Raw genomic sequence first — 24,591 nt, forward strand, 5'->3', positions numbered from 1 at the left:
CCCTTGGGGAGCGTCGAAAATAGCATCGGCGGGGCGTCGTTGCCGGCTTCCCGGCCTCGTATTCGGCACCAGGGGCCCGCTCGGCGGTTCCATGTGGCCAGTCGAGCACGCCCGCGCCCGATCTTGTGCCATAAGGATGAGGTCCCCAGCCCGTGACGGGCACCCACCACCATGATCGACCGACGCACGCAAACCCTTGGAACCGCTGGAGTCGTGGCCGCCGCCCTGGCTGGGTTCTTGACCCTCAAGCCGGCTCCGGCGCCCGAGTTGGACCCTGTCGCGATCGCGGGCGCGCTGTCCATGGCGACCCAGGTAGCAAGTGAGCACGCAGGCCCCGCGGTCGTCGGAGTGAGGCGCTACGAGTCGGGCCGCTGGGGCAACCGCCAGACCCAACGGGGGTCCGGGGTCATCGTCCGCGCCGAGGGGGTGGTCGTGACCAACGCCCACGTGATCCGCGACGCGGACGAGGTCCGGGTGGCCTTGCAGGACGGTTCGGAGGTCGTGGCCGAGGTGCTCGGCATCGACGACGACACCGACCTGGCGATCCTGAGGATCCCCGGCGACAACTTCCCCTTCGCCGACCTCGAACTCGAGCGCGACCCCGTCGTGGGCGAGTGGGTGCTGGCCATGGGCGACCCCTACGGCCTCGACCTGACCGTCACCATGGGGATCGTCAGCGGCACCCAACGCGGCGACCTCGACATCGCCCGCTACGAGGACTTCATCCAGACCGACGCCGCCATCAACCCAGGCAACAGCGGCGGGCCGCTGGTGGACCTGAACGGCAAGGTGATCGGCATCAACACGGCCATGGGCACCCCGCGCGAGGGCAGCACCGGCATCGGCTACGCGACCCCGGCCAGCTTCGTGAACGTGGTGGTCGAGTCGATCCTCTCCGAGGGCCGTGTGCGGCGCGGGCGCCTGGGGGTCAACCTGTCCGTGCTGTCGGACTCGTGGGGCGAGCGCCTGGGCTACCACGGCACCAGCAGGGTGGTGGTCAGCAACGCCCTGGTCGGCGGGCCCGCGGCCGCCGCGGGGCTCGAGCGCTCCGACGTGATCGAATCGATCGGCGGCAAGCCCATGAAGACGCGCCAGCAGGCCAACAACGCGATCGGCCTGCGCCGCCCCGGGGAAGAGCTGGAGTTGGTGGTCTGGCGCGCTGGAGAACGGCTGACCCTGGTGGCAACCTTGGAAGACCAGGAAGCGCGTTGAGCGCGACCACCGACGACGCCGACCATCTTCGAACGACTCCCATGACCACCGCCGCCCGCCCCACCAAGCTGACCGAGGCCGAGATCGAACAACGGGCCGGTGACCTGAAGGCTTGGTCGGTCGAGGCCGGCAAGCTGCACCGCGCCTACCGCTTCCCGAACTTCGACGAGGCCTTCGGCTTCATGTCGGCGGTGGCGCTTGAGGCCAAGGCCTTGGACCACCACCCGGAGTGGTCCAACGTGTACGACCGCGTGGTGATCGACCTGACCACCCACGATGCGGGCGGGCTGACCAAGCTCGACTTCATCCTGGCGGCGCGCTGCGAGCAGCTCGCGGCGGACTTCGGCGCGCGGTCGTAGTGTCGCGGCGTCAGTCCGCTTCGCCCGCGAAGTCGACTTCGAACATCCGGTAGCTCGTCTTGTCCATGCCCAGGTGGCTGTAGACGGACGCTGCGTACTCGTTCTCGACCTCGACGTACAAGCGCACCCCGCACACTGAGCCGTCCGCCTTGGCCTCGGCCAACACGTGCTCGTACATGCGGCGGTAGATCCCGCGCCCCCGGGCCTCGGACTCGACGAAGACGCTCTGGATCCACCAGAACCAGCCGTCGCGCCAATCGCTCCACTCGTTGGTGAGCAGGAGGCTCCCGAGGGCGCGCCCGAGTTCGATATCCTCGGCGATCAGGTAGCGGCCCTTCTCACCGTCGGCGAAGACCGCCTCCACGCCGCGTCGGACGCGCTCGAGGGGCAGCTCGCGATCCTCGGTCTCTGCGGCCATGGCCACCTGCCAGGCGGCGATCTGCCCGGCGTCGTCGCGGGTGGCGGTGCGGATCCGGATCTTGCTCAACTGGAGTACCTGTCGTCGAACCAGGGCTCGGCCGTGTTGGAGTAACCGCGCAGCTCCCAGAAGCCGAGGCGGTCGGCGGCCAAGAACTCGATGCGCCGGATCCACTTGGCGCCCTTCCAGGCGTACAGCCGCGGCGTGACCATCCGCACCGGACCCCCGTGCTCCCGCGCCAGGGGCTGGCCGTCGACCGTGTGGACGATCATCACGTCCGGGTCCAAGGCCCGCTCGAGGGGCAGGTTGGTGGTGTAGGGCACGTCGGTGCCCGGGGCGCAGTCGTAGCCGGTGGCGAAGACGAATCGCGCCGACTCCTTCGGCACCACCAGGGACGCCAGGTCCCGAAAGGTCACGCCGCCGAAGGTCATGTCGAGCTTGCTCCAGGTGGTGACGCAGTGGAAGTCGGCGTCGATCGAGACCTGGGGCAGGTCCATCAACGCGCCCCAGTCGAGGGTGACCGGGTTCTCCACGTCTCCACCGACATCCAGGCGCCAGTCCTCGCGCGCGATCTCCGGGTGGTGCCCGAGATCGAGCACGGGCCAGTTCGGCACCGAGCGCTGCCCCACCGGGACCAGCGGCATGCCGTGACGATTGGGCGGCCCCTCGCCTTCGGGCGCACGCCCCTCGAAGCGTACGTCGACCCGCTCCGGGTGGGACGCGATCTGCCGCTCGATGAAGTTGCGGCGGCGGGCGACGAGGGAGTCGGGGTCCATCCTGGCGAGCGGATCGGCGTCGGACATGGGGCTCACTCGGGGCTCTCGCCCAGGCTCTCGTCGAACTCGATCGCGTAGGCGATGAACTCCTGACTGGTGCGCTGCACCCGCACCAGGTGGCCGGTGACCTGGATCCGCCGCCCCTCCTCCTCGAAGGTCACCTGCACCGGCAGGCGCTCGCCGCTGAACAGCAGCATGCCGTTGTCCGACAGGTCGCGGGTCGTGCCGCGGACCTCACCGGGCTTCAGCTCGAGCTGCACGATGGAATTCACATCGCGGCGCGCCGAGCGACGGCTGTTGCGGCCGGGCAGGTGGGCGTCGATCCGTCGCTTGAGGTCGTCGGCAGACATCGTCGGGTGCGCTCGCCGCTGGGCGAGGGTCAGAAGGTATAGCTCAGGCCCACGAAGACGATCCAGCCCTCGGGCTTCAAGGAGGCCTCGAAGGGGATCTCGAACCCGGGCCCGCCGGGGCCGAACTCGACGGTCAGGTCGGCCTCGATCGGCGTCAGGGCCCATTCGCGCAGGACCCCGAGCTCCAGCAGCACGTGGTCGTCCCACTGGTACAGGAGCCCCGTGCCGAGCGCACCCAGCCAGTAGGGCTCGCCCTTGGTATCGATCCGAATCGCCGGCTCGTCGGGGATCGGCGTCGTCACGTCGAAGCCGATGTCGGTGGTCGGGAACCACGACAGGATCGCCTGGCCATAGGCGCGCAGGCGCCGGCTGGACGCGAAGGGCTGGAACTGGTGCCGCAGGGCCCAGTAGTACTGCAGCGACTGCACGTCGTCGACACGGATGTCGAGCTGGTCGATCGGGTTGAGATCGCGCACCACGTACTTGCGAAGGTCGGCGCCGACGCCCATGGACCAGCGGTCCGTCATGTGCCAATCGGCGCGCACGGCCACGCCGAACTTGCCCAGCACGTCGCCCGAGTCGGTGGCCTGCTGCAGGCCCCCCGGCGTGTCGGCGACGAAGTCACCCTCGAGGGTGTAGTCGTCGAACAGGGCCGGCTTGACCGCCAGCGCGAAGGATCCGCCGCGCAGGGGATGCCAGGGCTCGCGTTGCAGCTCGGGCACTCGGCAGGCACCGGTGGCCAGGGCCGTCGTCGCCACGACGGCGTGCAACGCGCGCCGCGACCGAGTCCGGGCGGGACGATCGGCGCGCGCGCCACCCGCCGGGGGGAACGGGTGTGCGGGGAAGCTGGGGACGGACAACGGCCGGATGATAGCGCGCGGGACCGTCGGGCACCCCGGCTCGGTCGGGGCGGTGCCCACAGCCACGCCACGGCCAGGGCCGGCCCAGATTCGTCACGTCGACGTCGGGCTTCCGCCGGCCCGCTATGCTCGGACGATGTGCCGCCCCGCGGCCCACTCCCGCGCGAGCACCGCGCGGGGTCCTCTCCCCCCCTGACGACTTCGGAGGATCGAATGCGTGTGTCCCTCCCCGCAGCCGGCCTGCTCGCCGGACTGAGCCTCGCCCACCTCGCTCCCCTCGCCAACGCCGAGGACGCCGTGCTCACGGTGGACGGCGGAGTGCTCGGCACTCCGGTGACCTACGCCACGGCCGGCGACCTCGGCCAGTTCTACGTGCTGTTCGTCTCGTTCAACCAGGGGCCCACGCCCCTGGCGCTGATCGACCCCACCAACCCTGGCTTGCTCTCGGTCGGCATCGACCTGCTCGACTTCCTGACCGTCTCCGCCATCCCGGTCCCCGCGGTCTACCCGCTGCCGGCCAGCGCGGCCCTCGACGGCCTGGCCCTGAACGCCCAGTTCATCACCATCCTGGGTCCGACGAGCTTCGTCGACGAGGTCTCCAACCCCTGTCGCATCGTCCTGGCCCTGCCGGGTTCGACCCACTTCACCCTGGGCGAGAACGTCACCGCGCGCCAGGGCCACACCCTCAGTCCCCTGCCCGGCGGCGGCGCGATCGCCATCGGCGGCGACGAGCCCGACGGCCTGGGCAACCTGACCACGCTCAACTCGTTCGAGATCTACGACGACTGCGGCCAGAGCTTCGCGCAGACGACCGGCACCCTGACCCAGGCGCGCTCGACCCACACCGCGACGGTGTTGACCGACGACCGCATCCTGCTCCTGGGCGGCTACGGAGCCGACGGCGTGGTCGACAACACCGGCGAGATCTACGACCCGGTGACCGGAACCAGCGCGGCGACCGCGAACATGTCCATGCCGCGCACCCAACACACGGCCACGCGCCTGGCGGACGGGCGCGTGCTCGTGATCGGCGGCAGCTCGCTGTTCGACCTGTCGGACCCGATCAACTCCCTGGCGTCGAGCACGGCGACGACCGAGATCTACGATCCCGTCGCGGACAGTTGGTCGCCCGGGCCGAACCTGCCCGAGCCGCTGATCGGTCACACCGCGACCCTGCTCGGCAACGGCAAGGTGCTGGTCGCCGGCGGCGTCGCGACGGCGGTGGTGTTCGGCATTCCCTTCCCCGACGTGTCGAACGCGGCGCGGCTCTACAACCCGGTCACCAACACCTTCGAGTCGGTGGCGGCCGTGCCCGGGAACCGCGCCTACCACGGCGCGGTGGGTCTGCCCGACGGCAGCGCCCTGGTGTACGGCGGCGCGGACGGCAGCTTCGTGACGCTCACGGCGACGACCCTCACCTCGGCGGCGCGCTTCAACCCGTCCACCAACACCTGGGCCGCCACCGGCAGCCTGAACCAGGCCCGCGCCTACCCCAACACGGTGCTGGGTGCGAGTGGCGGCACCCTGGTCATGGGCGGCCTGCAGACGGTCGACCTGGTCAGCGGCAGCGGACAGCCGAGCCTGAACTACGAGCGTCTCGATCCGGTGAGCCTGACCTGGACCACGGCGGGCGCCGGCCTGGTGGAGCGCGAGGTCGGTCGCTCGGTGGCGATCGACGGCGGGATCCGCGTGTTGACCGTCGGCCGCGGCGAGATCGCCGGCGGACCGGCGGTGGTCAAGTCGGCCGAGGTCTACGTGCCCTGAGGGTCGGCGAGTGATCGAGTCCGGACGTCGAGGCCGGCGCTCTCCTCGGAGGGTGCCGGCCTCGGCCGTTCGGAACAAACGCTGGAGCTGCGGCGGAACCGACGGGCTCAGGCCGGTTCAATCCGGGCCCCCAAGCCCACGCATCGACCTCGATCGCACCCGCCGACCTCGAAACGCCATGCTGAGCCAGCTCTTCGTCGCCGCCGCCCTGATCCAAGCCCCCGCAGCTCCCCAGGCACGAGCCACGCAGCCCGTGCGCCGTGGCCTGCTGACCAAGGCGGAGGGTGCGGAAGGCGGCTACACCCTGATCGCGCCCCTGCGCTCGACCACCACTTGGCTGCTCGACGCCGACGGCGAGCCGGTCCACACTTGGACGAGCGATGCGCCCCCGGGGCAGTCGGTCTACCTGCTCGAGAACGGGCACCTCTTGCGCTGCGAGCGGGTCGACAGCGACGTCTTCTCCGGCGGCGGCCAGGGCGGGCGCGTGCGCGAGTACGACTGGGACGGCGAGCTGGTCTGGGAGTACGTCTGCGCCGACGACACTCGTCTGCAGCACCACGACGTCGAGCCCCTGCCCAATGGCAACCTGCTGGTGATCGCGTGGGAGCTGAGGACCGAAGAACAGGCCCTTGCAGCCGGACGCAGCCCGCAACTGCTGCCCGCAGAGCGACTCTGGCCCGACATGGTGCTGGAGATCGAGCCCAACCCGCCGAGCGGCGGGAAGGTGGTCTGGGAATGGCACGCCTGGGACCACTTGATCCAGGACCGCGATCCCGAGTTGCCCCACTTCGGCGAGGTCGCCGCCCATCCCGGGCGCATCGACGTGAACATCTCGACGCGCGAGCCCGAGGCGACCCCGGAGGAGTTGGAGCAGCAGGAGCGGCTGGCGCGGCTCGGCTACGTGGATCCGGGACCGGCCGCAGCGACGGACGACGGCGGCCCCCCCGGTCGCGGCGCCGACTGGCTGCACTGCAACGCGATCGACTACTCGCCCGAGCTGGACATGATCGTGCTCAGCTCACGCGAGTTGTCGGAGCTGTGGTTCATCGACCACTCCACCACCACCGACGAGGCGCGCGGCTCCGAGGGCGGACGCTGGGGCCGCGGCGGCGATCTCTTGCTGCGGCTGGGCAACCCCCGCTGGAGCGGCGCCGAGGGCGAGCGCACCCTGTTCGGCCAGCACGACGCCCAGTGGATCCCCGCCGGCCTCCCGGGGGCCGGCAACATCCTGGTCTTCAACAACGGCGAGGACGGCGTGCGTGAGTCGTCCACGGTCGACGAGTTGAAGGTGACCTTCGGTGAGCCCGGCCAGACGCCGCTCGTCGAAACGGTGGCCCGCTACGCCTCGCCCGACTACTCCAGCCACATCTCCGGCGCTCAACGACTGGAAGGTGGCAACACCCTGATCTGTGCCGGCGAGTCGGGCCGCGTGGTCGAGGTCACGCCCGGGGGCGAGGTGGTCTGGGAGTACCTGAACCCCCACGGCGGCGACGTCGAGCTTGGCGGGCCCGGCGGCCCGGGCGGACGAACTGGCCCGGGCGCGGGTGGCCCGCACCCCGGCAGACCGCCCAGGGACGGGGGACCGGGCGGACGCCCGGGCCGAGGCCCCGGCCCGGGTGGCGACGGCAAGTCACTCTTCCGCGCCACGCGCATTCCCGCCGGCTACGCGGGCCTGTCGCGCCTCGGCTCCTGAGGGCGGCGCCTGGCCAGCCCCACTTGCCGGCGTCGATCACCGCCGCGTAACAGCCCGCTTTCCCCGTGACCACGCGGGCCGATCGGGGCGATGCTCGCACCATGCGAGCCCTCATTCTGTTGCCTGTGCTCCTCGTCGCGTCGCCCTCGACAACCCAGGCCCGGACCCAGGAGACCTCCGCATTCCAGGTCGTCCTCGTCGCAGACCCCCGCGCCGATCGCACGGTGCAGCTCGCCGAGCTCTTCTCCACCCGCTTCGGCGAGATCGAGGTGCGGCGACCGGCCGCTTGGATCTCGACCGCCCGCGAGCACGTCTACGTCTTCGACGGGGACCTGCCCCTGCCCCGGCCGGACCGCTGGCGGCACGAGGGCCGCCCCGTTGCAGGGGAGTTCGATCATCCGTGCGTGTTCATCGGAGCCATGGCGAGGCGCGCCGTCGACGAGTGGGGCCTGGTGGGCGGCGAGCAGGCTGCAGTCGCCGACGCGGTCTGGCTGCGCGCGCAGGCGCAGGGGCCCCGGACAGAAGCCGACCCCGCTCCGGCGCGGGCGCCGGGGTCCTTCACGCCCCTGGCCTTCGGACTCGAGGGCTGTCCCGAAGCGGACAGGCTGGCCGGCAGCGTGGACGCGGAAGAGCGTCCGGTGGCCGTCGCCTGGCACCAGGGTCGCTACTTCAGCTTCGGCCCGGCAGCGCCCGTGCAGGACCTCGACGGCGGCGCGCGGGAGCTGCTGTTGGATCTCGTCGAGATGGCGGGCGGCTGCGGCGTCTACATCGAGGGCAAGCCCCTGGTCGCCGACGCCCCAGGCCTGGGAGCGCTGGCCGAACTCGCCTGGGAACTCGACGCGGACACCTTCTCGCGCCCGCGGGTCGACGCGCTGCTGGCGCCGGATAGCGGTGCGCCCGAAACCCGCGAGGACCTGCGCCGGTGGTTCGGCGAGAACCGTGGCGTCCTCTCCGTCGACGAGAGCGGTCGCTTGGCGATCTCGGAGGAGCTGCGCGCGTCCGGCTGCGGTCCGCTGGATGACGTGGCCTTCGTGGATCGACTGATCGAGCAACTCGCTGACGACTCGCTGCGGGTGCGCGAGCGCACGCGCCGACTGCTGGGCCGCCATGTGAAGGGCGGACCGACTGAAGGTGCCTCGCAGGCCGCCTGGCTCGGGTGGCGCGAGGACTGGCGCGGGCACCTGGCCTTCGCGCCGGCCACGCAACGCTGGTACACCGACGAGTTCGCCAAGGCCTTCGAGCTCGAGAGCGCCGAGCTGACCGCGGCCGATCGCAGGGTGCGGCGCCGGCCGGCGGCCGCCGCCGCCCCGGCCAAGCCGGTGGACGTGGAGGCCGAGCTGGCGCGATTGAGCGCCGAGCTCCGCTTCGCAGCGGCCAACGGGACCAGTGTGGAGCCGTACGCCGAGATCCTGAAGGACCTCGCCGCCGTCGAGGGCGTCGGGGCGCCCGAGGCGCGCACCCAGGTGCGAGCGCTGGTCGCGTCGGGGGTGCAGCGCGATCGGGACGTCGCCGCCTTCGCCGTGGCCTTCGCACGCGACGACCTCGCCTCGATGGTCGACGAGTGGGCCGCGGGCGGAGAGCTGAAAGAGCTGGCCCTCGACGCCGCCGCGCGCTCGTGGACCCTCGCCGGACGACTTGCGGCGACGATTCGAGAGCTGGCGGCCGACCCGCAGAGCCCCCTTTCGAAGCGCGCCGTGCAGCTGCTCCCCAATGTCGATGGCGAGGCGCAGAGCCTCGCTCGCGAGCTGCTGACCGAAGGCGACCTGTGGACGCGCCGCGCCCTGGCCTTCGAGTACGGGACGATCCTGCGCTCCAACCACGGCGCCCGCGCGGCCCTGCGCGAGGCGACGACAGACGCCGACGCCTGGGTGCGCGCCCTGGCGACCTGGAGCCTGCGCAACGGCGCGCCCGCCGCCGCCGATGTCGAGCAGTTGGAGCTCTCGAGCGGGAGCCACGACCGAGTGGTCTCCGCGATCGCTGCCGAAGTCCTGCGGCATGGCAGTCCGCGCCTGGGCAACCGAATGGCGGCCTACCTGGACTCGATCGACGGCGAGACCCAGCCCCGGACCCTTGCCACCGCGAGCCTCGATGCTTCCGAGGCCGCCGACCGTTGGGCCGCCGCACGGGACCTCGCGGCGAGCCGTGGGCGTGAGTTGCTCGATGCCATGGAGACCGATCCGGAGGCCAGCGAACTCGTGCTGAGGATCGAGTACGAGTTGGAGCAGTGGATCGATGACCTCTGCGAGCGCATGGACGACGAGTTCGGCGAGGGCCCCGCCACCCGGCGTCTGGCCGAGCTGGGGCGCACCGCCTTGCCCGAGCTCGAGCACGAGTTCACGCGCCCCTACCGCTTCCCGATCGGTCCGCCCAGCTACGACGAGCTGTTCATCGCCGTCGAGAAGATCGGCCCCGACGCCTGGCCGATCGCCGTCAGCGCCTTCTGGCACTGGCGCGAGCACGGCCTCTGGAACGCACGTGGCCTGTTCGCCAAGCTCGGCGACAACACCGACCTGGTCGCTCCCTTCGCCGCCATGGCCTTCGTCCGCGATGCGCTCCTGCGCGACCGGTTCACCCTGACCCCCGAGGGCGAGTTCGAGAACCGGCGCTGGTGGCACGAGTACTCCGAGGCCTGGCTGGACGTCTGGCGGGGCCTCGGCGAGGACGGGCTCGCGGCGCTCGACGAACTCACAGGGCATCCGGACCCGCGTGTGACCGAGGCCGTCGCCGCCCTGCGGCGCCGTCTCGAGGACTAGCAACCGGGCCCCGGCGGTCCTATGCAACCGGTCGAGTTTCTCGACCCCCGCCGCCGCCCCACCCCGAGGAGTGCCCCCCATGACCCTGATCGAGTTCCTGATGTTGCTGCTGGTCGCCGGTGTCTGCGGCTCGATCGGCCAGTCCATCGCGGGGGTCACCAAGGGTGGCTGCCTGGTCTCGATCGCCGTGGGCTTCATCGGAGCCCTGCTGGGGATGTGGGTCGCGGGCGCCCTCGGGTTGCCGGAGGTGTTCGTGATCCGCATCGATGGCGAGGGCTTCCCGATCGTGTGGTCGATCGTCGGCTCGGCCCTCTTCGTGGCGCTGATCTCGTTCATCAGCCGCGGCAGCAGGCGCCGCTGAGCCCCCGGAGCCCCGGGCCTGTCCACGCCAGGCGACAGGGCGTCCACAGGGTTGGTCGCCCGCGGAGGACACTCGCGGCCGAGGCCCCCGCACCGGGCGTTCAGAGGCCACTTCGCCGCTTGGCACGGGATTCGGTTGAGCCGGGGCGTCCGCATCGCCGCTCCCGGCGCTGCCAACTCCCGAAGCTGCCATGAAGAACCTCCAAGCCCTCCGGATCCTGGCCATCTCCGCCCTCGCCGCCGCCCTCGTGGCGCCCGCGGCTTCGGCCCAGCCGGCAGCCGCCGCCTACGGCCAAAAGCCCCAGGTGACCGTCGGCATCGGCGCCCACATCGGCGGCGGCAGCCACGGCACGATCGCCGTCAACATCGGCAACAAGGCCAAACTCGGCGGCCACGGCGGTGTGTCGAACCACGGCCCGCACATCGGCTACCCCAAGCCCTACTGCGCGCCGAAGCCCACCTGGATCCCCGGCTGCTGGGTCATCGAAGCCCAGCCCGTGTGGATCCCGGCCAAGACCGTGCAGGTCTGGATCGACCCGGTCTACGCCACCAAGTGCGACTACTTCGGCCACAGCTACCAAGTGCTCGTCACGCCCGGTCACTTCGAGACCGTCTGCGAGCCGGGCCACTGGAGCTCCCAAAGGGTGCGTGTCTGGAAGGCCGGCCACTGGGCCTGATACGACGCTCCCATCGACTCCGCGCGGAAGTGAAGCAGTGTCCCGGGACGGGACACGAACCGCGGCTCCTGGGGGGGAGCCGCGGATCAGCAGGGGCCCGACCGCCACCACTGGCGGTCGGGCCCCGTTCTCGTGCAGTGGCGTGGGCGTGCGGTGGGGGGACGATTTTGGGCGTACGGTGGCGGGACCATTTGGCCCAAGCGGGGGCGTACCAGCCGCCTGCGGCGGCTGGTACACCCCCGCTTGGGCCAAATGGTCCCGCCACCGTACGCCCAAAATCGTCCCCCCACCGCACGCCCTGCTCGCCCACTACCACACATCACCAAGTTCACCTGAAACCTCTGCGAAGCGACTCCGTCCTCCACGCTGGAGGTCCCCATGGCTCGCAGACCCAGAAGAGACACGCCAGGCTCGTGGCACCACGTCATGAATCGAGCGTTGGCGCGACGCCCGCTGTTCGAAGATCGCGCGGACATCCGCTACTTCCTGTCGCGACTCGCCCGCCGCGTGCGAAGCGGCGAGATCGAGGTCCACAGTTGGTGCGTCCTTACGACTCATTTCCACCTGATGATCCGCAGCGTCACCGGTGACCTTTCACCCTCGCTCGGCCTCGTTCAGAACGAGTACGTCCGCTACTTCAATCGGCGACATCGGCGCGACGGGCCTCTCGTTCGCGGCCGCTTCACCTCCCGTCTGGTCGATTCGCTCACCTATCGGCTGAGGCTCTTGCGATACATCGACGCCAACCCGGTCCTGGCGGGCCTTGCCGCCTGGCCCTGGGAGTACCCCTTCGGCAGCGCGCGGCAGTACGTCCTTGGAACCTCGTCGCCGTGGCTCGACAGGACTTGGGTCGAAGCAGAGATTCGCGCTCGTGGTGTCCGTAAGGGCTCCTTCGGCGACGCTTACATGGACCTCACCAGAACCAAGTCGGCGGAGGCGGATGCGGCGTTCGTGAGCAGTTGGTTGAAGCGGGGCCGGCATGGCTCGAACGACCTGGACCGGCTGGTGGCGTCGTCGCCGCCGGGCGTCCTCGATTGGATGCTGAGGAAGTCCGCACTGGCTGATGGCCAGGTGCCCGGGTTGCCCATGTGCGACTTGCCTTCGGTTCGCGCGGAACTAGCGGAGTATCGAACGAAGGCTACGAGTGGCGTCTCGATCGGACGGGGAAGGCTAGCTGATCACGCGCTCCTCGCGGAAGTCGGTCTCATGCGGTCGATGTGCGGCCTGACGCTCGCGCAAGTGGCGTCGATCTCTGCCCTGCCGCGAACGACGACCCAGCGCGCCGCGCAGGCCTGTCGAGAGCTGATGCAGTCGGACCCCGAGTTCGCTCGGCTGATCTCGGAGCTCGGGCGCCGAGCCTTGGACCGATGTCACGGGACGGATCGGTGGGGGGCGTGATGCTTGTGGGCGTGCGGTGGGGGGACGATTTTGGGCGTACGGTGGCGGGACCATTTGGCCCAAGCGGGGGCGTACCAGCCGCCTACGGCGGCTGGTACGCCCCCGCTTGGGCCAAATGGTCCCGCCACCGTACGCCCAAAATCGTCCCCCCACCGCACGCCCAACCGCACGCCCACAAGCATCAACGCGGGTTCAGCGTCGCTCGTTGGAGGTGATCCCCAGGCGCCTCACGAGCCCGACGCCAGATCGACAGGGCGGGGGCGCCGGTGGCGCCTTCGCGCAGTCCGGTGCGCCAGACGAGCTCGAAGCCGGGGATCGAGCCTGACCCCACTTGCTCGTCGTGGATCGCCATGCGCCACAGGAGGGTCTGCAGGGCGCGCGGGCTGTAGGTCTTGCCCCGTTCCGTGCGCGTGAACAGCGAGCTGCGCTCGGGCGCGCTCCAACCCGCGGTGCGACCGAGGAAGGGGAACTCCCCCACCATGCGCGCGCCGACCACGACGTAGGCGGCGCCCAGGGCATCGACGGCGGGGCCAGCTTGGCCGGCGGGCTCGAGCAGCGCGGCCGCGGCGGCGCGGAAGTTCGCCTCGCCGACGAAGCTGCGGCGGCACCCACGGCACGATCGCCGTCAAGATCGGTAACAAGGCCAAGCTCGGCGGCCACATCGGTGTGACGAACCATGGCCCGCACATCGGCTACCCCAAGCCCTACTGCGCGCCGAAGCGCACCTGGATCCCCGGCTGCTGGGTCACCGAGGCCCAGCTGGTGTGGATCCCGGCCAAGACCGTGCAGGTCTGGATCGACCCGGTCTACGCCGCCAAGTGCGACTACTTCGGCCACACCCACCAGGGGCTCGTCGCGCCCGGTCACTTCGAGACCGTCTGTGAGCCGGGGCGCTGGGGCTCCCAAAGGGTGCGCGTCCGGAAGGCCGGTCACTGGGCCTGACAAGACGCACCCGTCAACTCCGCGCGGAAGTGAAGCAGTGTCGCGGGACCGGATACGAACCGCGGAGCAGCAGCGGCCCGACTGCCACCACTGGCCGTCGGGCCCCGCTCTCGTCTGGAGCCTCAGCGCTCTTGGAGGGCCTGGAAGCGCCGCCGCAGGTAGTTCCATTCGTCGCGCGCGTCGTAGAGTTCGGGGTGCTCTTCGTAGCGCAGCCACGTGACCTGCGCGAATCCGTCGGGCACTGGCCCCCCGCGACGAACGACCGCATGGGGCGTCGAGCTGCCGAAACCGACCCAGTTCGAGATCGGTATGCCATCGACGCTTATGGGAATTGGTCTCTCTTCGAAGTCACCCCGATCGAAGGCAGCCTGTCCGAGCTCCAAGGCCCGCTTCTGCCAAGCGGTCGACTTCGCCGTCCAAGCTCCGAAGAGGTCGTCGTAGGTCAGGTCCTCGGGGTAGATCTCGTCGAAGACATAGTCCTGAACCTCTACTCGCGTGAGGGAGCCAATGGTCGACCAGGACTCGAGACCGTAGGCCTCCGACGGTGTGGGGGCAGATTCGATCGCGACCTCGATGTCGGGGCGTTCGGACGTGCCGCTCTCGTCCCCAGCTCGACCGGAAACCGGCTCACGCATCTCTGACATCGTGACCTCAGCGGGCGAGTCCTTGGGCCTGCTGACCTGGCCCCTGGAGCCGGCAGTCATCGCCTCCTCGGTACTGTCTGTGAACAGAACCGGAAGCACAAGATAGACCACCAATGCGGCCACCACCGCCGCTGCGACCCCGTACACCTTCCAGTTCATCGCGATTCGCGCAGCTCAGCAGCCGGACTGCGGAGGTGTGCAAGTGAATGCGATCACCACGATATTGCCGCCCTGTGGACAGGGCATTCGAACCCGAGTCTCGATACCACAAGCTAGATTGCCCGCGGTGGAATAGGGCAAGGTCGATTGGATAAGCACGCCAGTCTCGGGGTCGACGTAGGTACAGGCGACAGTTCCTGCAGCTGAATAGGGACAGGGCCCACAGTTGATCCCGTCATCGATCGTGTAGGAGTAGACGGAAACGCAGTCTTCGCACGGCTTCTCGACTGGAGTCCCCGCACCCGTGCACGTCGGATCATTGGCGAACACGGAGACCGACAAGAGAGCAGCAAGAGGAGCCGAACAAGAGAGTGTCTGTCGGAGCATGGGGATCATTTTCAAGTGGACGCTGTGGATCGAGTTCAAGGGCGAGAGCCGTAGCTCGTGAGCACTCTGCCGAGTCTTAGCCCGTTCATCTTGGGGGGCAAGAACCAATCGGGAGCGTTCAGGGTCCGGTTCGTACTCTTCAACGCGGCTTCAGCGTCGCTCGTTGGAGGTGATCCCCAGGCGCCTCACGAGCCCGACGCCAGATCGACAGGGCCGGGCCGGCCAGCTCGCCGGGGCGGGCGGGGGCGCCGGTGGCGCCTTCGCGCAGTCCGGTGCGCCAGACGAGCTCGAAGCCGGGGATCGAGCCTGACCCCACTTGCTCGTCGTGGATCGCCATGCGCCACAGGAGGGTCTGCAGGGCGCGCGGGCTGTAGGTCTTGCCCCGTTCCGTGCGCGTGAACAGCGAGCTGCGCTCGGGCGCGCTCCAACCCGCGGTGCGACCGAGGAAGGGGAACTCCCCCACCATGCGCGCGCCGACCACGACGTAGGCGGCGCCCAGGGCGTCGACGGCGGGGCCAGCTTGGTCGGCGGGCTCGAGCAGCGCGGCCGCGGCGGCGCGGAAGTTCGCCTCGCCGACGAAGCTGCCGAAGTTGGTGGTGATCGTGGGTCGACGCGCGTGGTACTCGATCAGGTGGCCCATGCCCCAGACCGACAGCACGCCCCAGGCCTGCGGCGCCTCGGAGCGGTACCAGAGCCCCGGCTCGGGCGTACTCGTCCGCATCCAGCGCAGGCCCTCGAGCCGCGCGGCGCGCCAGTTCGCGAGCTGGGTGTGCTCGACCGCCGGCACCGACAGGATCGTGTAGCTCGACAGGGCACAGGAAGCGACGCAGGCCGCGAGCCCGAGCACCGCGACGGTCCGGCGCCAACCCGCGGCTACCGCACCGATCCAAGACACGCTCGCCAGGGGCAGCAGAATCGCGAGCGGCACGATCAGCGAGTTCCCGAAGCGCCGTTGGGCCAGGGTCAAGACCCCCAGGATCGCGGTCAGGGTCACCAACAGCACGAGGCCATGGCTCGGACGCCGCCAGGCGCGCACGAGCAACCAGACCACTGCCGCCAGGGCCAGGGGCGCGAGCAGGGACGCCGCGCCGAGGTCGAGCACCGCCCCCATCCAGGCCGGCCCCTGGGGCGGATCGAGCAGCGGACGGCTCTCCTCGACCACGTCCATGAACTGGTTGTTGCGGCTGGCCCAGGCGAAGCCCTCGCGCGCCCCCGACAGGAAGCCGGGCAAGAGCAGCACCGGCCCCACCACTCCCACGGCGGCTGCGAGCCAACGCGGGAGCGGCCCCTTGGCGAAGCGCGCCGCGAGCAGGATCAGCTCGAAGGGCGCGATGGCCCCCAGGAGCGCGAGAGTCACTCCGCTTGACAGGTTGATCAGCGAACCCGGCTGCACCGCGTTCCACGGGCTCTGCTCCGCCGGGACCATCACCGTCACCGCGCACACGGCAAAGAACAACGTCCCCGCGCGGCAAGCGGCGGCGCGGTGCTCGTCGTCTGCCATCAGCGCGCGCAGGGCCAAAGCCCCACCGCAGGCACCGACCAGCAGAGCCGAGGCCAGCCACGACAGAAGGGCCACGCCGCAGGCCAACCCGCCTACCATCGCCATGGCCATGACCTCCGTGCGCTCGCGCGATTCGAGGCAACGCCCCACCGCGGCCAGAGCCAGGGCCGTGAGCAGGGCCACGAACACGTGGTGGTCGATACGCGTGACGCCGCCGTACCAGACCGCGATCGGCGCGCTGGCGTAGATCGCGGCCGCCACCGCCGCCGCTGCGACGCGCCAACCGACAGCCACCCTTCCGGCGAGCATCAAGGTCGCCAAGAAGATCGCCGCGGTGGTCAGGGCCCCCATCGCCACGGGCGCGTGAACGAGCATGTTCTCCAGCTCCGCCTCGCCCACGCCGCGCGTGCTCGACGGCGCGCCGCCGCTGCCGTGCACCATCTGGGCGATGCGAGCCAGGAGGCCGTCGAAGGCCGGCGGCCAGGGAATCGCCGAGCCCTCCGGGTGGTTCAGGTAGCGGTCGTTGAGGGGCACCGCGCCCTCGGCGATGGCCACCTCGATGCGGCGTAGGTGGTAGGCCGCATCCGGGTCGTCGACGAGCCAGGCGCTGCCGCCTTCGAGGTTGCCGTTGGGCGCACGGTGGCCCGGGGCGGTGGCCTCGCGCAGCACGACCGACAGCAGGATCGCGCCCAACAGGGCCAGGGCACCGAGTAGGCGGGTCAACGCTCGCCTTCCCGTTCCGCACCCGCGCTGCCGTGCCGCTCGAGCCACCAAGCCGCTATCTCGTCCGGCAACTCGAGCTCGCCGGCGAAGGGCCACGAGGGGCCCTCGACGAACTCGAAGCGCGAGCCTTCGGCCAGCGCCCCCAGCGCGCTCGGCCCGATCAGCAGCCCTTGCAAGATGCCGCCGCCCGGGGCCCTCGGCCCGACCCGCGTCAGCACCCAGTAGAGGTCATCGGCCACGACGCCGCCCGCGCCGAACAGGGCCAGGGCCGCGCTCGCGCCGCGGGGAACCAGCACCAACTCCCGCTCGGGGAAGGCATGACGCGCCGCGTCGACCGTGCGCGCGAAGGCGGCGCCGCCGACGACATCCGCCGGCAGGCCCACGACCGTGGCCGACAGGCGCGCGGCCGCCGAGCGCCAGGCTGCGCCGCGCAGTCCGTTGAAGACGCCGCCAGCCCCGTCGCTCGGCGCAGCGACCACGAGCAGAACCGGTCCCGAGCCGTCGGGCTCGCCGACGGTCCAGGCCTGGAAGGTATCGATCACCAACGGCAGGGCCAGGTCCGGCCGCGCCTCGCCCTCGAGGTGTGCCAGCAGGTCCTCGACGCTCGCGCCGCGGGCCGCGCGCACCCCGGACGTCATCAGCAGCTCCAGCTCGGCTGCCAGGGTCGTTCGCACGAAGTCGTCCGTGCCGGCCGCGTCGCGCACCGCTGCCCAACGCGCGTCGAGGTCCAGGACCGCTTCCACGGGAACGCCGGCGCCGCGCGCGGTGAGCCCCTCGGCCTCCACTTCCGGCGCCAGGTACCAGGTGCCGCGTCCGCTGAGCGGCGCGCGCACGAACAACTCGAAGCCGGGGGAGCGGAAGGCCGAGGCCTCGAAGCCCGCCGTGCGGGCCAACTCGCGGCGGCCGTCGGGGTGCTCCCAATAGAGCCGCAGCTCGCCCGCCGGCGGGGCCGCCGCGCTGGCCTCGGCCCAGACCCGCACGGTCAGCCGCGCGCGCGCGGCAGAATCGTCGGTGGCCTCGAAGGCGCCGGGCACGACCATGGTCTGGATCGCGTCGACGAAGCGCTCGATGGCGAGCAGCTCCGCGCGCTCGGGCTCCATGTAGGCGCGGCGCCAACGGTCGAGTTGACCGCGGCTGGGCGCGCTCAAGGCCGGCGGTGAGCTGCCACGCAGCCGCTCGATCGCCGCGGCCCCGCGTGCGCGGCCCGCGTCGTCGGCCTGGGCCTGGGCCCGGTGCAGGGCGTCGACGCGCTCGGCGTAGAGCGCCTTGGCGAAGCGCGCCATGGCGGGGTGCGAATCGGGCAGGGTCTGGGCCGAGCCTGCGCCCCCGAGGAGAGCGCTGGCCCAGACGAGCATGGCCATCGCCAAGGCCCTCACGACTCCACCCCACGGCCCAGGCGCGGACTCGGGTAGTCCCCGCGCTCGTAGGCCAACTCGCCGCCGACGACCACGGCCGCCACCGGCGAGCGCCCCAGCTCGTAGCACAGGTACTTGAGGTTCGGAACGTCGAGCACCAACAGGTCGGCGCGCTTGCCCGGCTCGAGGGTGCCGCGATCCGCGCCGCGCCCCAGGGAGCAGGCGGCGTTCAAGGTCGACGCCGTCAGGCACTCCGCCGCGCTCATGCCGTAGCGCAGGGCGCTCCACGAGCAGACCTCCGCCATGGACTGCAAGTAGCACGAGCCCGGGTTGAAGTCGGTGGCGATGGCCGGGGCCAGGCCGGCGTCGATCATCGCCCGCGCCGGGGCCTCGTGGTCGTCGCGCAGGAACAGCGGCACCACCGGGCACAGCACCGGCTGTACGGCGGCCGCCGCCAGGGCCTCGATGCCCGCGCGCGTGACGCACTCCAGGTGATCGGCACTCGCCGCGCGCAGCTCGGCGGCGAGTTGGGCTCCGCCCAGGGGCGTGAGTTGGTCCACGTGCAGGCGCAGCCCGAAGCCCAGCTCGCGCGCCCGGTTCATGATGCGCCGCGACTGGTCCAGGTCGAAGACGTGGGCCTCGGTGAAGATGTCGGCGTACTCGGCCAGCCCCGACTCGGCCACCCGCGGCAGCATCTCGTCGCAGACGTGGTCGACGTAGCCGGCGCGGTCGTCGCGGTACTCGGGCGGGAAGTCGTGGGCGCCGAGGAAGGTCGAGACCAGCTCGATCGGGTGCATGCGGTTGGCCGTGTCCAAGACCCGCAGGCAACGCAGCTCGGTCTCCAGCTCGAGGCCGTAGCCGGTCTTGGCCTCGACCGTGGTCGTGCCCAGGGCGAGGAAGCGGTCCATGCGACCCAGGAGCTGGGCCACCAACTGCTCCTGCGAAGCGCCGCGCACGCCGCGCATGGTGCTGACGATGCCGCCGCCGGCCAGGGAGATCTCGACGTAGGTCTTGCCGGCGGCGCGCAGCTCGAACTCGTCCTCGCGGGTACCGGCGAAGATCGGGTGGGTGTGGGCGTCGACGAAGCCCGGCACCACGGTCCCACCGTGGGCGTCGAGGCGCCGGGCGGGCGCGAAGCTGGCCTCCAGCTCGCGCGCGGGCCCGACCGCCAACACGCGGCCGTCGTGGATCGCCACGGCACCTTCGTGAACGATCGAGATGCGTCCGAGGTCTGCCCCGCCGCGGGGGGTCGAGCCCTGGGGCGTGGCCACCTGGGCCGCGCCGTGGACGAGCAGATCGATCACTTGCGGGGCGACATTCATGCGACCGGGAGTCTACCGGCCGCCCCCTGCCGCCGCGATCGCCGCGCGCCGAGAGGGGCCCGTCGCAGCGCGGCCCTGGTCGTCGCGACTCGTCCGTCGCCGCTCAGGCCGCCTGGGCCCGCTCCACCGCGAGCAATCCGCGCAGGTGCGCGAACAGGCGACGCCGGGCTCGGAAGACGATCATCTTCATGTTCGACGCGCGCACCTTGAGCCGCTTCGACGCCTCGGAGTAGGTCAAGCCGTCGACCTCGACCAACTCGAGGGCCAGGCGATCCCGCTCCGCGAGCTCGGACCAGGCGCTGTGGTAGGCGGCGAGCAAGAGCGGCCAAGCGGCGTCGAGCCGGCTGACGCTCTCCAACATGTCCGCCTGGACCGCGGGGCCGCAGCGGTTGTCCGCCGGCTCCAATCCACCCTCCGGCAGCTCCACGTAGCCCTCGCGCGGCAACCTGCCCCGCGCGCGGCGCACCACGTTGCCGGCGATCGTACGCACCCACACGCGGAAGCTGCCGTCGTGCTCGTCGCGGAAGCTCGCGGGGTAGCGGTACACGTTCACGAATGTGTCCTGCACCAACTCGTAGGCGTCGAGGTGAGCCGGACCCTGCCGCAACAGCGACCGAACCCAGATCAGGACCGAGTCGAAGCTCGCCCGGTAGAGGTCGTCGAACGCACCGGTGTCGCGCGAGTCACGGAAGTCCGCCATCAGGCGCGTGGTGAGCCGATCGTGGTCGTCGGCCGGTCGCCGGGACCTGGGCCCCGGCACGCGCGCGGCGGGAATCTCGGTGGTCAGGAGGCAAGCGACCGCGGGACCGGCGAGCGGCAACGCGGGTCCGGGGAGAGCGGCAGGGGGCGAGAAGGTCATGCCGGTCCCCCGAGCACACGCCGTGCCGGAGGTTCCGTTCAATTTCGGCACTCGCCCCCAAACCCCACGTTCGCAACGGCTTGGGTTGAGCCGGGGACCGACCCGATCCATCGCCAGAGGCCCGAGCGATCGAAATCGCACTCCCCTCGGCGGTCCCCTGACGTGCGATGCGCGTTCTCGACCGGAACGCGGGCCGAGCCCCCTCGCGACTGCTTACACTCCGCCCCGACCCTTTCCTGAGCGCGGTGAACGACAAGGACCCAACTCCGACCCCTCCCCTATCGGGGAGCAACCTGGCCCTGGCGGCGCTCCCGCCGGCTCTGCTCGCGATCGGTCTCCCAGCGGTCCCGCTGGAGCTCGACGACCGGCTGATCTGGATCATCCTGCCCCTGGTGCTGGTCCTGTCCGGCGCCCTGTCGACCTTCCGCATGGCCCTCCTGCGCTCGGTGCCCGAGCGGGTCCTGGGCCTGGTCGACGACGAGGCCCGGCGCGAGCGCCTCGGACCGCTGCTCGAGCGCGCGGACGTGCTGGCCTCGACGGCAGGCCTCTTGCGCTTGGGTCTGGACCTGGGCTTCGCGGTTCTGATGCTCACGGCCACCGCGGCCGGGGAGCCCCTGTCCTGGGGCGTCGTCGCCTCCACCATCGCCCTGGCCGTGCCGCTCCTGGTGGTCGCCGGCGAGCTGATGCCCTCGGTTTGGGTCGGCACCCGCGGGGACCAGTTGCTCGCCGCGCGCCTGCCCCTGTTCGCCCTGCTGCTCGGGCCCCTCTCGCCCCTGGGCTCCGCCATCGAGCGCACGCGCAAATTCGTGCGCCGCGTCGCCGGCCTCGAGGACGACCCGGCCACCACCCGCCGCATCGTCGAGGGTCTGCGCGAGGCCATCGTCGACGCCGAGCTCGAGCGCGACCTGGACGAGACCGAGCGCGAGATCATCGGCAACGTGATGGAGTTCCACGACGTGGACGTGGCGGCGGTGATGACCCCGCGCACCGAGATCTGCGGCGTGGAGGTCGGCAGCCCCGTGCGCGAGGCGGTCAAGCTGGCCGCCGACAGCGGGCACAGCCGCATCCCGGTCTTCGACCGCAGCCTGGACGCGATCATCGGCGTGCTGTCGATCAAGGACGTGGTGCGCAAGGTCGAGCCCGACCAGATGGACCAGGCCAACCTCTCTGAGCTGTTGCGCCCGCCCTACTTCGTGCCCGAGACCAAGCGCGTCAGCGAGCTCTTGGCCGAGTTCCGCCGCGAGCGCGCCAAGATGGCGATCGTGCTCGACGAGTACGGCGGCACCGCCGGCCTGGTCTCCATGGGCGACGTCATCGGCGAGCTGGTCGGCGACCTGCACGACGAGCACGACGACGTGCAACCCGAGCAACTGCGCCAGATCGACGAGAACACCTGGGAGCTCGACGCGACCCTGCACGTCACCGAGGCCAACGAGGAGCTCGACATCGAGCTGCCCGAGGAAGCCGACTACGAGACCGTCGGCGGCTTCGTCCTGGCCCAGCTCGGGCATTTCCCCAAGCGCGGGGAGACGGTGCTGTTCGACGAGCTGGAGATCGTGGTGACCGAGTCGAGCGACCGGCGCGTGCTGAAGCTGCTGCTGCGTCGCTTGGCTCCGCGGAGCTAGGGAACTTGAGAGCCCCCGAGCCGCCGAACCAGCACCTCACGACCCTCTCGCAACGCTCAGTCTCAATCCTGCATCGCAGGCGTCGATCGGCCAGGTGCAACCCCGCGGCGTCTTCACGACGGACCTCCTCCCCAAGTCAGGGCCAGGGGCTACTGCGATCGGCGGGGGTTGGTGGACAGGGTTAGAGCGGCCGCGAGGCCGCAGGGGTCGGGGCGAGCAGGCTGGCCGGAGGTAAGGCCCGGAGGGCCGAGCCGGAGCCCAGCCTGCGGTCGTACTCGGCGGGCGTCATGCCGCCGAGAGAGCTGTGGGGTCGGACATCGTTGCAATCACGCTGCCATGCCGCGATGACATCGCGGGCATGGCGGAGGTCGGTGAACCAGTTCTCGTTGAGGCACTCGTCTCGGACCTTCCCGTTGAAGCTCTCGGCGAATGCGTTCTGCACCGGCTTACCTGGCTGGATGAAGTGCAGCCGGACGCCACGAGCCCACGCCCACTGGTCGAGAGCCTTGCTGGTGAATTCTGGGCCATTGTCGACGACGATGACCTCTGGCCAGCCGTAGCGGGCAGCCGCCCGGTCGAGGACTCGGCCGACGTACTCACCCGAGATCGACAGGGCGACTTCCATGGCGACGGCCAACCTGCCGCAGTCGTCGACGACGTTGAGCACGCGAAAGCTCCGCCCGTCCATGAGCGAATCGCCCATGAAGTCCATCGACCAGCGCTGGTGCGCCCGGTCGGAGACGGGGATCGCTTCACGAGGGGCCGCCGCGACCCGTTTCCGGCGCCTACGGCGCACCTGGAGCTGTTCTTCCGTGTAGATCCGATAGGTCAGCTTGTGGTTCTGCCGGAAGCCGTCACGGCGAAGCAGGATGTGCAGGCGTTGGTATCCGAAGCGGGGTCTTGCCGCGGCGAGCTCGAGGATTCGGTCTCGAAGGCCCTTGGCCTCACGGCGGACACTCCGATACCTAGCAACCGACCTGGCTAGCCCCACGAGCCTGCAGGCTCGTCGCTCGCTCATGTTCCTGGCGGTCTGCAAGTACGTCGCAGCAGACCGGCGGCTCGCGGGGCTCACCACTTCTCTGACAGGACGTCCCTCAGCCCTGCGATGTCTAGCTGTTGGTCGGCGACGATCTGCTTCAGCCGCCGGTTCTCCTCCTCGAGCTGCCTGAGTTTCTTGGCCCCGCTCACCTCGAGGCCGCCGCACTTGCGGCGCCAGTTGTAGATCGTGTTCAGGCAGACGCCGTGGCGCCTTGAGAGTTCTGCCGTCGGCGTTCCCGCCTCGGCCTCTTTCGAGATCGCGACGATCTGTTCCTCAATGAATCGGCTCTTTCGCATCTCCACTCCTCGGTGTCGATTCTAGCGCCGATCGCATTATCCCCCGGACCGGATCTAGGGGAGGAGGTCAGGGACAACGCACTGACCTCAATGGCTACCAACAGCGAGCGGATGAAGCATCCATCCCAAACGGGATGTGTCACCACCCTCCACTTGCCAAAATCAATCCACCGTCACCATCCCGCAACAGAACCTGTCGATATCGAATCGGGCTCCAGCTGCGCTCCGCCTACCGCACTATCCGGATCATGGCGATACTCAACCCGCGCAGATTGCTCATCATCAACGGATACAACAACTAGCGACACGTACTCCCAAGAGGACGACTGAAAATACCGCAAAAACCCAGAGCCATCAAACCGAAGGACTCTACCTGGTGAGGCCACCGAGCCTCTACCACCAAAGAAGGATCTCGATTCGCCGAAGTTGACCCGAGCGGCAGACTCCCCCCACAGCATCAAACTAGAAGCTACGAGCCCCCGAGTAGAGTCGCGATATCGTACCTGACCGTGCGGCACCCCTTCCTGCATCGGGCAAATCAAAGACCGACCTGGCGCCAAATCAACCCTCACATCGCCGAAGAGACGCCCGAATCCATCGATTCCAGTATATGACAGGCCCCCAGCATCGCTCACTGCGCTCGATCGTGTCAGCCGAGTCTCAGCCGGAATGAGCGGACTCGCCCCTGCATCTGCGCGACGCCTACAGCTGCCGCACTTCTCGACATTTGCGCAAACTGAAATCGACCTCCAGTACGGGATTCCAGCTACGACATCAAACCACCCAGCAAAGGCAACGAGCAGACTCTTAGATTCGGCATCCGCAAAAACTCCCCAGGAGGTAACCCAGATGCGCTCGGCGCCCGCACCCTCTCTTGGCAGAATCACCGAATACTCTCCTCTAACCAAATCAACGACGAACTCGCCGTCGCCACGCTCCATCGCGCTGCCGCCGCCCCCCTGGCTACCAGCACAATGCAACACTGTGCAATGAGCATCACCACTTCCCCCACAGCTAATAGTCAGGCCCGCCGATGACCGTGCCGGCGCTGCTAACAGATACGTTCCGAGCCAATCGACATCAATTGCGCGAGTCATCAACAGCGCTCGACGCTCCAAG

21 protein-coding genes are annotated in these 24,591 nt (G+C 70.0%); 10 read left to right on the forward strand and 11 right to left on the reverse strand.

The window, feature by feature from the left end; translation table 11 throughout:
* Nucleotides 1–171 precede the first annotated feature (171 nt).
* Complete coding sequence (locus Pla133_RS17350) at nt 172–1,212, forward strand: S1C family serine protease (protein ID WP_145067533.1); 1,041 nt, start codon at nt 172–174, stop codon at nt 1,210–1,212.
* A 41-nt stretch (nt 1,213–1,253) separates the two neighbouring features.
* Entirely contained in the window at nt 1,254–1,571 is a 318-nt protein-coding gene (locus Pla133_RS17355) for a 4a-hydroxytetrahydrobiopterin dehydratase (RefSeq protein ID WP_145067535.1), read from the forward strand.
* 10 nt (nt 1,572–1,581) lie between these two features.
* Here the strand turns inward: Pla133_RS17355 and Pla133_RS17360 are convergent, their stop codons facing one another.
* Genes Pla133_RS17360 through Pla133_RS26455 form a run of 4 tightly spaced genes read right to left on the reverse strand, consistent with a single transcriptional unit; the run spans nt 1,582 to nt 3,885 of the window.
* Entirely contained in the window at nt 1,582–2,058 is a 477-nt protein-coding gene (locus tag Pla133_RS17360; RefSeq protein ID WP_419191656.1) for a GNAT family N-acetyltransferase, read from the reverse strand.
* Complete coding sequence (locus tag Pla133_RS17365) at nt 2,055–2,792, reverse strand: molybdopterin-dependent oxidoreductase (RefSeq protein ID WP_419191657.1); 738 nt, start codon at nt 2,790–2,792, stop codon at nt 2,055–2,057. Before Pla133_RS17365 ends, Pla133_RS17360 begins: the two co-directional genes overlap by 4 nt.
* A 5-nt stretch (nt 2,793–2,797) precedes the next feature.
* Nucleotides 2,798–3,115 (reverse strand): PilZ domain-containing protein, encoded by a 318-nt coding sequence (locus tag Pla133_RS17370; protein ID WP_419191658.1) that lies wholly within the window; start codon nt 3,113–3,115, stop codon nt 2,798–2,800.
* A 29-nt stretch (nt 3,116–3,144) separates the two neighbouring features.
* Nucleotides 3,145–3,885 (reverse strand): hypothetical protein, encoded by a 741-nt coding sequence (locus Pla133_RS26455; protein WP_419191659.1) that lies wholly within the window; start codon nt 3,883–3,885, stop codon nt 3,145–3,147.
* Nucleotides 3,886–4,188: 303 nt separating this feature from the next.
* Between Pla133_RS26455 and Pla133_RS17375 the strand changes: the two genes are divergently transcribed.
* The 6 genes from Pla133_RS17375 (at nt 4,189) to Pla133_RS17400 (ending at nt 12,620) form a co-directional block, all read left to right on the forward strand.
* Nucleotides 4,189–5,739 carry a Kelch repeat-containing protein gene (locus Pla133_RS17375; RefSeq protein WP_419191660.1) on the forward strand — a complete coding sequence of 517 codons (1,551 nt, stop codon included), beginning with the start codon at nt 4,189–4,191 and terminating at the stop codon, nt 5,737–5,739.
* 178 nt (nt 5,740–5,917) lie between these two features.
* Entirely contained in the window at nt 5,918–7,432 is a 1,515-nt protein-coding gene (locus Pla133_RS17380; RefSeq protein WP_145067542.1) for an aryl-sulfate sulfotransferase, read from the forward strand.
* A 101-nt stretch (nt 7,433–7,533) separates the two neighbouring features.
* Nucleotides 7,534–10,185, forward strand: coding sequence for a hypothetical protein (locus Pla133_RS17385; protein ID WP_145067544.1), 2,652 nt, complete (start codon nt 7,534–7,536; stop codon nt 10,183–10,185).
* Between the two features lie 79 nt (nt 10,186–10,264).
* Nucleotides 10,265–10,546, forward strand: a complete 282-nt coding sequence (locus Pla133_RS17390; protein ID WP_145067546.1) for a hypothetical protein — start codon at nt 10,265–10,267, stop codon at nt 10,544–10,546.
* 190 nt (nt 10,547–10,736) lie between these two features.
* Nucleotides 10,737–11,222: a hypothetical protein gene (locus Pla133_RS17395; RefSeq protein ID WP_145067549.1), complete on the forward strand. Its 486-nt coding sequence runs from the start codon at nt 10,737–10,739 to the stop codon at nt 11,220–11,222.
* A gap of 438 nt (nt 11,223–11,660) precedes the next feature.
* Nucleotides 11,661–12,620 (forward strand): transposase, encoded by a 960-nt coding sequence (locus Pla133_RS17400; RefSeq protein ID WP_419191661.1) that lies wholly within the window; start codon nt 11,661–11,663, stop codon nt 12,618–12,620.
* Between the two features lie 181 nt (nt 12,621–12,801).
* Here Pla133_RS17400 and Pla133_RS17405 read toward each other — a convergent pair whose 3' ends face one another.
* Entirely contained in the window at nt 12,802–13,116 is a 315-nt protein-coding gene (locus Pla133_RS17405; RefSeq protein WP_145067554.1) for a hypothetical protein, read from the reverse strand.
* A gap of 170 nt (nt 13,117–13,286) precedes the next feature.
* Here Pla133_RS17405 and Pla133_RS17410 point away from each other — a divergent pair, with 170 nt between their 5' ends.
* Complete coding sequence (locus Pla133_RS17410; protein WP_145067556.1) at nt 13,287–13,562, forward strand: hypothetical protein; 276 nt, start codon at nt 13,287–13,289, stop codon at nt 13,560–13,562.
* A 122-nt stretch (nt 13,563–13,684) separates the two neighbouring features.
* Here the strand turns inward: Pla133_RS17410 and Pla133_RS17415 are convergent, their stop codons facing one another.
* The 5 genes from Pla133_RS17415 to Pla133_RS17435 form a co-directional block, all read right to left on the reverse strand.
* Nucleotides 13,685–14,365 carry a hypothetical protein gene (locus tag Pla133_RS17415; RefSeq protein WP_145067558.1) on the reverse strand — a complete coding sequence of 227 codons (681 nt, stop codon included), beginning with the start codon at nt 14,363–14,365 and terminating at the stop codon, nt 13,685–13,687.
* 526 nt (nt 14,366–14,891) lie between these two features.
* Nucleotides 14,892–16,976 (reverse strand): hypothetical protein, encoded by a 2,085-nt coding sequence (locus Pla133_RS17420; protein ID WP_145067560.1) that lies wholly within the window; start codon nt 16,974–16,976, stop codon nt 14,892–14,894.
* Complete coding sequence (locus Pla133_RS17425) at nt 16,973–18,337, reverse strand: hypothetical protein (protein WP_145067562.1); 1,365 nt, start codon at nt 18,335–18,337, stop codon at nt 16,973–16,975. The genes Pla133_RS17420 and Pla133_RS17425 overlap by 4 nt, the downstream gene beginning before the upstream one ends.
* Before the next feature lie 11 nt (nt 18,338–18,348).
* Nucleotides 18,349–19,653, reverse strand: a complete 1,305-nt coding sequence (hutI, locus tag Pla133_RS17430) for an imidazolonepropionase (RefSeq protein WP_145067564.1) — start codon at nt 19,651–19,653, stop codon at nt 18,349–18,351.
* A 103-nt stretch (nt 19,654–19,756) separates the two neighbouring features.
* Nucleotides 19,757–20,473: an RNA polymerase sigma factor gene (locus Pla133_RS17435; RefSeq protein ID WP_419195398.1), complete on the reverse strand. Its 717-nt coding sequence runs from the start codon at nt 20,471–20,473 to the stop codon at nt 19,757–19,759.
* Nucleotides 20,474–20,757: 284 nt separating this feature from the next.
* Here Pla133_RS17435 and Pla133_RS17440 point away from each other — a divergent pair, with 284 nt between their 5' ends.
* On the forward strand, nt 20,758–22,137 hold the full coding sequence (locus Pla133_RS17440; protein WP_419191663.1) for a hemolysin family protein: 1,380 nt from the start codon (nt 20,758–20,760) through the stop codon (nt 22,135–22,137).
* A 181-nt stretch (nt 22,138–22,318) separates the two neighbouring features.
* Here the strand turns inward: Pla133_RS17440 and Pla133_RS17445 are convergent.
* Nucleotides 22,319–23,472, reverse strand: a protein-coding gene (locus Pla133_RS17445; RefSeq protein WP_419191664.1) for an IS3 family transposase whose coding sequence is annotated in 2 segments (ribosomal slippage) — nt 22,319–23,220 and nt 23,220–23,472 — 1,155 coding nt in all. Because the reading frame shifts where the segments join, the coding sequence is not laid out codon by codon here.
* Between the last annotated feature and the right edge of the window lie 1,119 nt (nt 23,473–24,591).

Origin of the sequence: Engelhardtia mirabilis, from assembly GCF_007748095.1 — a bacterium.
In the GTDB taxonomy this organism is placed as follows: domain Bacteria; phylum Planctomycetota; class UBA1135; order UBA1135.

Excerpts from the sequence above, each read along its gene's own strand:
- Pla133_RS17390 (WP_145067546.1), top strand. The coding sequence starts at position 10,265 with ATGACCCTGATCGAGTTCCTGATGTTGCTGCTGGTCGCCGGTGTCTGC.
- hutI (WP_145067564.1), bottom strand. The coding sequence starts at position 19,653 with ATGAATGTCGCCCCGCAAGTGATCGATCTGCTCGTCCACGGCGCGGCC.
- Pla133_RS17380 (WP_145067542.1), top strand. The coding sequence starts at position 5,918 with ATGCTGAGCCAGCTCTTCGTCGCCGCCGCCCTGATCCAAGCCCCCGCA.
- Pla133_RS17425 (WP_145067562.1), bottom strand. The coding sequence starts at position 18,337 with ATGGCCATGCTCGTCTGGGCCAGCGCTCTCCTCGGGGGCGCAGGCTCG.
- Pla133_RS17350 (WP_145067533.1), top strand. The coding sequence starts at position 172 with ATGATCGACCGACGCACGCAAACCCTTGGAACCGCTGGAGTCGTGGCC.
- Pla133_RS17395 (WP_145067549.1), top strand. The coding sequence starts at position 10,737 with ATGAAGAACCTCCAAGCCCTCCGGATCCTGGCCATCTCCGCCCTCGCC.
- Pla133_RS17355 (WP_145067535.1), top strand. The coding sequence starts at position 1,254 with ATGACCACCGCCGCCCGCCCCACCAAGCTGACCGAGGCCGAGATCGAA.
- Pla133_RS17385 (WP_145067544.1), top strand. The coding sequence starts at position 7,534 with ATGCGAGCCCTCATTCTGTTGCCTGTGCTCCTCGTCGCGTCGCCCTCG.
- Pla133_RS17370 (WP_419191658.1), bottom strand. The coding sequence starts at position 3,115 with ATGTCTGCCGACGACCTCAAGCGACGGATCGACGCCCACCTGCCCGGC.
- Pla133_RS17415 (WP_145067558.1), bottom strand. The coding sequence starts at position 14,365 with ATGAACTGGAAGGTGTACGGGGTCGCAGCGGCGGTGGTGGCCGCATTG.
- Pla133_RS17375 (WP_419191660.1), top strand. The coding sequence starts at position 4,189 with ATGCGTGTGTCCCTCCCCGCAGCCGGCCTGCTCGCCGGACTGAGCCTC.
- Pla133_RS17365 (WP_419191657.1), bottom strand. The coding sequence starts at position 2,792 with ATGTCCGACGCCGATCCGCTCGCCAGGATGGACCCCGACTCCCTCGTC.